Below are 6,836 nucleotides of genomic sequence, written 5' to 3'. Positions count from 1 at the left end.
GTTCTGGTGGTGTTATGCTGCCACATTATAGTCCATATAAAGTTGCCGAGAATTTCCGCGTTTTAGAAGCACTTTATAGGGGCCGCATCGACCTTGGTGTCGGGAGAGCGCCTGGTGGTATGCCGATAGCAACTCGCGCACTTCAAGAAGGTAAAATGGTCTCACTTGATCAATATCCAGAACAAATTGCAGATGTTGCTATGTACTTACATGATCAAGTACCAGAAAACCATCATTATGCAAACTTAAGGGCTACTCCAGTTATCCCAACATCTCCTGAAATGTGGATGCTCGGTTCTAGCGGAGAAAGTGCAATGATTGCCGCAAAGCAAGGCGCTTCTTTTGCATTTGCACAGTTCATTAACGGATACGGTGGCCCTGAAGTAATGAAGGCTTACCAAGAACAATTCCAACCTTCCTATTTAGGTGATAAACCAAAATCAATCGTATCTATTTTTGTTATTTGCGGAGAAACAAATGAAGAAGCGGAGAAGATTGCATCAAGCCTTGATTTATCGATTTTACTATTAGAACAAGGAAAACGGACTACTGGTACTCCTTCTATTGAAACTGCTCAAAATTATTCGTATAGTGCTTATGATCTATTCCGCATAAAAGAAAATCGTCAACGTATGATTGTCGGTGATCCGTCTTCTGTGAAAGAAAAAATATTAAACTTAAGCAAAGCGTATAATACTGACGAATTTATGATTGTCACGATTACTCATCAATTTGAACATAAATTAAACTCTTATCGCCTATTGGCAGATGCTTTTAATTTATAATAACGAAAAGGAGATGCATCACATTTGATGCATCTCCTTTTCTTACTACCAATCAATTGTTTTTGCTTCCTATATATTCAATAGCTTCTTTTAATAACTCATCAAAATTATGAGGATAATCATGATTTAAGTTAGGCACAACTTTATACTTATGTTCTATATTTTTATCCTTTAATAACGTTACAAATTGCTGTGTACCTTCAAAACAATCTTCATCTTGATCCCCACATATTATATATCCTTTTATGCTTTTATCATGCAATATTCCAATCATCTCTTCCCATTCTTCCATTTCCGGRAGCCACGGTGCCACAAAAATAAAACCGTTCACTTCTATTTCACCTTGTAACATGGAATGTAACGCTACTCTTGCCCCAGCAGAAAAGCCACCAATAATAATATTCCCAAATGTTTTATTCACTTTAATCTTATTGTAATGTCCTTTTAACTCTTCTCTTCCTCTTTCGATATTATCCCAAACATATCCATCTGAAAATTGAATTTGGGAAGATTGAGGCAATGTTAGCATAAAACCTTGTTCCATTACAGAGTTCCAATATGGTTCTATTATTTGTATATTTTCTTGATCCCCATGCAGTGTTATTAGTAGATTTTCATTTTGTTTGCTGTATTTATATTTCACGTCTGCTTGTTCCGATTTCTTTGCTAATTCTTCTCTTTCTTTACATAATTGAACCATTCTATGAAACTCCTCAAATTTATGTAGTGGTTTTAAATCATCATCGGAAATTAAATACTCACTTCCGTACCAAAATCCATTTTCTATAATTGCTTTCTTCATTAAATGCAACGCTTCTTCTTCAAGTCCTGCTGCACTTGCTAATGCATATTTAAAATTATATATTTGTGCTTCATTACCCATTACATCTTTAGCATTATTCATTATATAAGAATACGCTTCAAAACTTCCTTTATTTGCATAACAATGTAACGTTTCATTTAATAACTTAATATAAGTCATATTATTTTCCATATAGGAATTCCCCCGTAACCTTTTATAATAATTGCTTCTCCAATCTTCCTATCATTCTAGGGTCACGGTATAARTAGTTAAATTCTACAATTCAACTTAACAATACCTGATTCTCAGAATGATATTTAATAGTTAATGTATGTACACGCATAATACACCACTCCTTCCTATCCACTAGTTGTAGTATAAAGTTAAATAAACTGAAAAATCAATATTTTAATAAAAAAGGTCCTAGCTTCACTCCGCATATGAGGCGATCTTCGCTATCTTCAACAATTGGGAACATTTCTTTTTCTGTTACATATTGATCTACGGCCTTTTGTACGATATCAATTTCTTTAACTAGGTTTAAATTTTCTTCTGTATGTTCAAATACTTCAAGCGTTTCCTTCGTTATCAGAAAAAAATTTGTTGGAAATGCAGGTAAATAGGGCTTTAACAAATCATAATTTACTGTGTAATCATCATTTACTAAAACTGTATAAACGATATTAGCATTCGTTTCTAGAAACTTCGCCATCGCTTGTTCTAATTCATCTTTCGTAATTTCCCTATCTTCTTTTCCAGTTCTGAAAAAGCGAAACATTGTATCGCCTCCTTTTTACTATATTATAGCATAAAAGAAAACTGAAAAATTATAAAAAACTCTATTGAAAGAATTTTTCAATAGAGTTTTTCTTTAATCCATTTATGTTTATTTTAAGAATGCACTTAACATCCATACATGTTGTTCTAATGTCGTATGAATTGCTAATAGCATATCAGCCGATGTTTCATCATCAGCTTCATCAGCTACTTCCATACCTTCTTTTAATTCTTGAATAAGTGCAGAAAAATCGTTTACTAAAATTTGCACCATTTCTTCTGCAGACTCTTTGCTTGTCCCTTCGATTACAGTTGAAGTTGCTAAATACTCTTTCATTGTCGCTAACGGTTTTCCTTCTAACGCTAAAATACGCTCTGCTAACTCATCAATGTATGTTCCTGCTTCATTATAAAACTCTTCAAATTTCTCATGTAATGTAAAGAAGTGCGGTCCTGTCACATACCAATGATAATTATGCAGTTTGACATATAATACATTCCAGTTTGCTACCTGCTTGTTTAATACTTCAACAACATTTGTTTTCGTACTCATACAATCCACTCCTCTTATCATGTTACTATCTTTTAATAACCTAACCTCATTTTACCATACATTTCCTATTATTCCGAATAAACAGCTTACATGTAACAAAGTTTTAACACCTTTAATATTTCCCTAATATCATATAATTCATGTATCCTTTCAACCAGTTCATATGTCTAATTGTCCAAGCTCACACATAWGCATAATAGTAAGTYAAGCTCATCATAGAAGAAAGAGGGATAACATGGACAATCAACAATGGCAAGTAGCAAAGAAAGTCGCTGCTACTTATATCGGAACKGTCGTTGGAGCTGGATTTGCTACTGGGCGAGAAATTGTTGAATTTTTCACAGTGAACGGATTGTACGGGACCATTGGCATATGTATAAGTGGATTTTTTTTTATTTGGCTCGGTACAAAGATGATGTTGCTCTCCTCACAAATCGGGGCATTTTCAGCGCAAGATTTCAACAAATATTTATTTGGRGATGTATTTGGAAATGTYRTAAAYACWTTATTATTACTCGTATTATTTGGYGTAACKAGCGTTATGTTATCAGGAGCCGGGGCAGTATTTGAAGAACAACTTCGCCTCCCGAGACAACTTGGTATTTTTATCACAGTCATCGCCTGYCTCATTATTGGGAGCCGGGGATTACAAGGTGTYTTTGAAGTRAATACACTTGTCGTACCTATTATGATGATYTTTATTATCGGACTTGCTATTACAACCTTTATTCATGGTACAACTCCTATTATGGACACCGTTCCTACAGAAAGTTGGAATATGAAATGGATCACTAGTCCTATTACATATGTCGCATTAAATCTTTCTCTCGCCCAAAGTGTTCTCGTCCCATTGGCCGGTGAAGTAAAAGATCGAAAAGCTATTTTATGGGGGGGGATTTTAGGAGGTGCGGGGCTTTGCTTTATTTTATTATGTAGCCATTTAGCAATATTATCAGTTGAACAATTTTATCAATATAACATCCCAATGGCTGAAGTTGTAAGAAGGTTTAATGCAACTTTCCATTTTTTCTTTGTTCTTATCATTTTTGGTGAAGTATTCACAACATTAGTTGGGAATATATTCGGAATGACAAAACAAATGCAATCCATTACCGGATGGAAAAGTAATAACATTATTTACTTCATATTACTAATTAGTTATTGCTTTAGTTTCATCGGATATAGTGAATTACTTCATATTCTATATCCTATTATCGGTTGGGTGAGCATCATTTTACTACCGATTATTGCCTTTAAACAACTTCAAAAAACATGAAAAAACATCCGTGTATACGGATGTTTTTTCATCTTCATTCACAGTCTTCACATACTTCCCAGTACGGCCCCATTTCTACTGCAAGATATGGCTTTAATTGCAAACGAATCATTCGACTTGGCATGCGTTCTAATACGAATTGAATGCCGTCTTCCTCTTCATCCAACTCAACTTTTGAAATAGCAATTCTTTGCATAGTAGTAATAGGGCTTCCATCTTTATATAAAGTGATTTTCACCTCATCATACTCATTAAAATACAATTCAACATTCATTTGCTTTTTTAACATTTCATCAACAATTTCATAATTATCATTTTGTTCCTGGATTATATATTTCCAGCCGCCTCTATCTAATTTTATCGGAGCAGCTTGGAATAATGTCATCAAATCCTCGTATAGCATAAGATAACCCCTCTCTTACTAAAAAACGATGAGTATTTTATATACCCTTTATCTCTATCACTATCCATGTTTATTGTACCATATATCACGAATCTTACTGCATTCATTTGCTTTATAAACTCATACAAAACATATAGTATTTTCAGTTCACTCTCTATTCACTAGTACGTCCTCTTACTGATAACTTATCACTTTCCTTATTTCCTACACACTACTTATAACTCTTAAAAAACCACAAAAAAGAAGAGTAATTTATATCACTCTCCTCATAAGACTTTTCCTGTAGCTRCTAATGCTAACACTATAATTAAACTTGCAAATAATAGTGATACAATTAAACTAAAAATCGGTAATATTTTCTTTTCATTCTTCTTAAATAATAACCTTAAACTAAGAATGATATTTAATGGAACAAATATAAAATAAAAGTATTTAACGATTTGTAATGAGCTATTTGAAAGTGTTTTAAATACAAACACTTCAATTAAAAAAGCAACAAAGAATAAAATGCTTAACCAAAACGAGACATAGCTAAGCCAAGAATGTCTTTTCGTTCCCCAATACACTCCCATACTGATCTCCTTTAAACGTAGTCTATATTATATTAATTATACACCCGCTTAACAAATTCCTCTATTTTTCGACAAACATTACATACATTGAACCTCTAATCCGTTTATCAGCTAAAAGACTGTCTCTAATAGCACGAATGCTATTTTGAGACAGCCCCCCTTTTTATACTTTAAATCTTTCAATTAATACTTGTAACTCTTCCGCCATTTGAGATAGTGTACCAGCTGCAGAACCAATCTCCTCCATGGAAGCTAGCTGCTCCTCAGCTGACGCTGCAACACTTTGTGTACTCGTCGCGTTATTTTGTGCTGTCATTGCAATTTGGCCAACTGAAATAGATACTTCATTTGCACCTTTTGACATTCCATTAGCCGTTTCAACCATCGTTTTAATTTGATCAGCAATTTCATTTGTAGATTGTAAAATCTCAGCAAAATTTTGTTTCGTTTCATTTGCAATAACAAGTCCAGATTGAACTTCTTCATTTACATTATTCATAGATTTTACTGTCTTACTCATATCRTCTTGTATTTCACAAATTAATTTACTAATTTCACTTGATGATACACTAGATTGTTCTGCTAATTTTCGTACTTCATCAGCAACRATTGCAAAGCCTCTTCCATGCTCACCAGCTCTTGCAGCCTCAATTGCTGCATTTAAAGCTAGAAGATTTGTCTGATCTGCAATATTTTGAATRACTTCTAAAATATCACCAATTTGCTTYGATTTRTTATTCAACAACTGAATAACAGCATCTGACTGTGAAACAGATTCCGCAATAGATTGCATTTGATTTACTGTTTTTCCAACTAGCTTTCCACCATCTTCTGCTTTTTCGCGAGTGTGAGCAGAAGCAGTATTAATAGATGATGAGCTATTTGCTACATGCTGAATCCCTTCTGTTACATCAAACAGTAACATAGCACCATTTTCTACGCTTGCTGTTTGCGTCGTTGCACCACTTGATATTTCATCCATTGCTGATGTAATTTGTTCAGTCGCTTCACTCGCTTGTCTCACACTTGCTGTTAACTCTTCAGATGCAGCTGCAACATGCCCTGCTGAAGTATTAATTCTTCCAATTAAYGTWCKTAGTGAATSWGTCATYTCATTAAAACCTTTCGCAAGTTGTCCAATTTCATCATTTGAATGTATTTTAATCGTTTGAGTTAAGTCCCCTTCGCTTATTTCTTTAGAAGTGACAACTAATTGTTTTAAAGGTTTGGTAATAGAAAGTGTCACGAAATAAATAAGCACTCCACCTACAACTAATGAAATAAACATTACAATTAACATATTATAAAATACAGGTTGAGCAGCTTCAACTACTTCATTTGAATACATCGTCCCCGCAATTTTCCAACCTGTTTTTAAATTTGTCGCGAATACCATTTTCTTTTCACTACCACCATAAGTGTATGAAAAAGTGCCATGGTTATCTTCGTATATTTTCTTTCCCCAAGAATCATCTGCCTTGTCACCCGATTTTTCTTGAGGGTGAGCAATTATTTTTTGTTTTCCATCTAAAATGAAAGCATAGCCTTTTTTACCAATATTGATTAACTTTGTTGTTTTTAATAAATTATCTAAACTTAAATCTACCGCAATAACACCACTTTTATCTTCAGTTTGTTTTGCGATTGTTACGACAATATGTCCATTCC

At 33.7% G+C, this 6,836-nt stretch carries 7 protein-coding genes and 1 pseudogene; 2 read left to right on the top strand and 6 right to left on the bottom strand.

Annotated features, from left to right (window positions below):
- The coding region (locus AC1DJR_RS17415; protein WP_477003119.1) for an LLM class flavin-dependent oxidoreductase at nt 1-785 on the top strand (785 nt) is incomplete at its 5' end.
- A gap of 52 nt (nt 786-837) precedes the next feature.
- Here AC1DJR_RS17415 and AC1DJR_RS17410 read toward each other — a convergent pair.
- The 3 genes and pseudogenes from AC1DJR_RS17410 to AC1DJR_RS17400 form a co-directional block, all read right to left on the bottom strand.
- A complete protein-coding gene (locus tag AC1DJR_RS17410) occupies nt 838-1,779 on the bottom strand; it encodes an alpha/beta hydrolase (protein ID WP_113770201.1) in 942 nt (313 codons plus the stop codon).
- 214 nt (nt 1,780-1,993) lie between these two features.
- Nucleotides 1,994-2,365, bottom strand: a pseudogene (locus tag AC1DJR_RS17405) (DUF3939 domain-containing protein); the annotation flags it as partial.
- Between the two features lie 108 nt (nt 2,366-2,473).
- Nucleotides 2,474-2,917, bottom strand: a complete 444-nt coding sequence (locus AC1DJR_RS17400; RefSeq protein WP_002012416.1) for a Dps family protein — start codon at nt 2,915-2,917, stop codon at nt 2,474-2,476.
- A gap of 235 nt (nt 2,918-3,152) precedes the next feature.
- Between AC1DJR_RS17400 and AC1DJR_RS17395 the strand changes: the two genes are divergently transcribed.
- Nucleotides 3,153-4,193, top strand: a complete 1,041-nt coding sequence (locus AC1DJR_RS17395) for a YkvI family membrane protein (protein ID WP_477003118.1) — start codon at nt 3,153-3,155, stop codon at nt 4,191-4,193.
- A gap of 34 nt (nt 4,194-4,227) precedes the next feature.
- On the opposite strand, the gene AC1DJR_RS17390 is transcribed toward AC1DJR_RS17395, so the two are convergent.
- The 3 genes from AC1DJR_RS17390 to AC1DJR_RS17380 form a co-directional block, all read right to left on the bottom strand.
- A complete protein-coding gene (locus AC1DJR_RS17390; protein ID WP_002126974.1) occupies nt 4,228-4,596 on the bottom strand; it encodes a DUF3979 family protein in 369 nt (122 codons plus the stop codon).
- Between the two features lie 266 nt (nt 4,597-4,862).
- Entirely contained in the window at nt 4,863-5,168 is a 306-nt protein-coding gene (locus AC1DJR_RS17385; protein ID WP_477003117.1) for a hypothetical protein, read from the bottom strand.
- A 163-nt stretch (nt 5,169-5,331) separates the two neighbouring features.
- Nucleotides 5,332-6,836 (bottom strand): methyl-accepting chemotaxis protein (locus AC1DJR_RS17380; protein WP_477003116.1); only part of this gene is annotated, 1,505 nt, incomplete at its 5' end.

Source organism: Bacillus sp. 05T31 (genome assembly GCF_056396725.1).
Note: the sequence above shows the minus strand (reverse complement) of the source record. Positions and strands in the feature narration are given on the sequence as shown.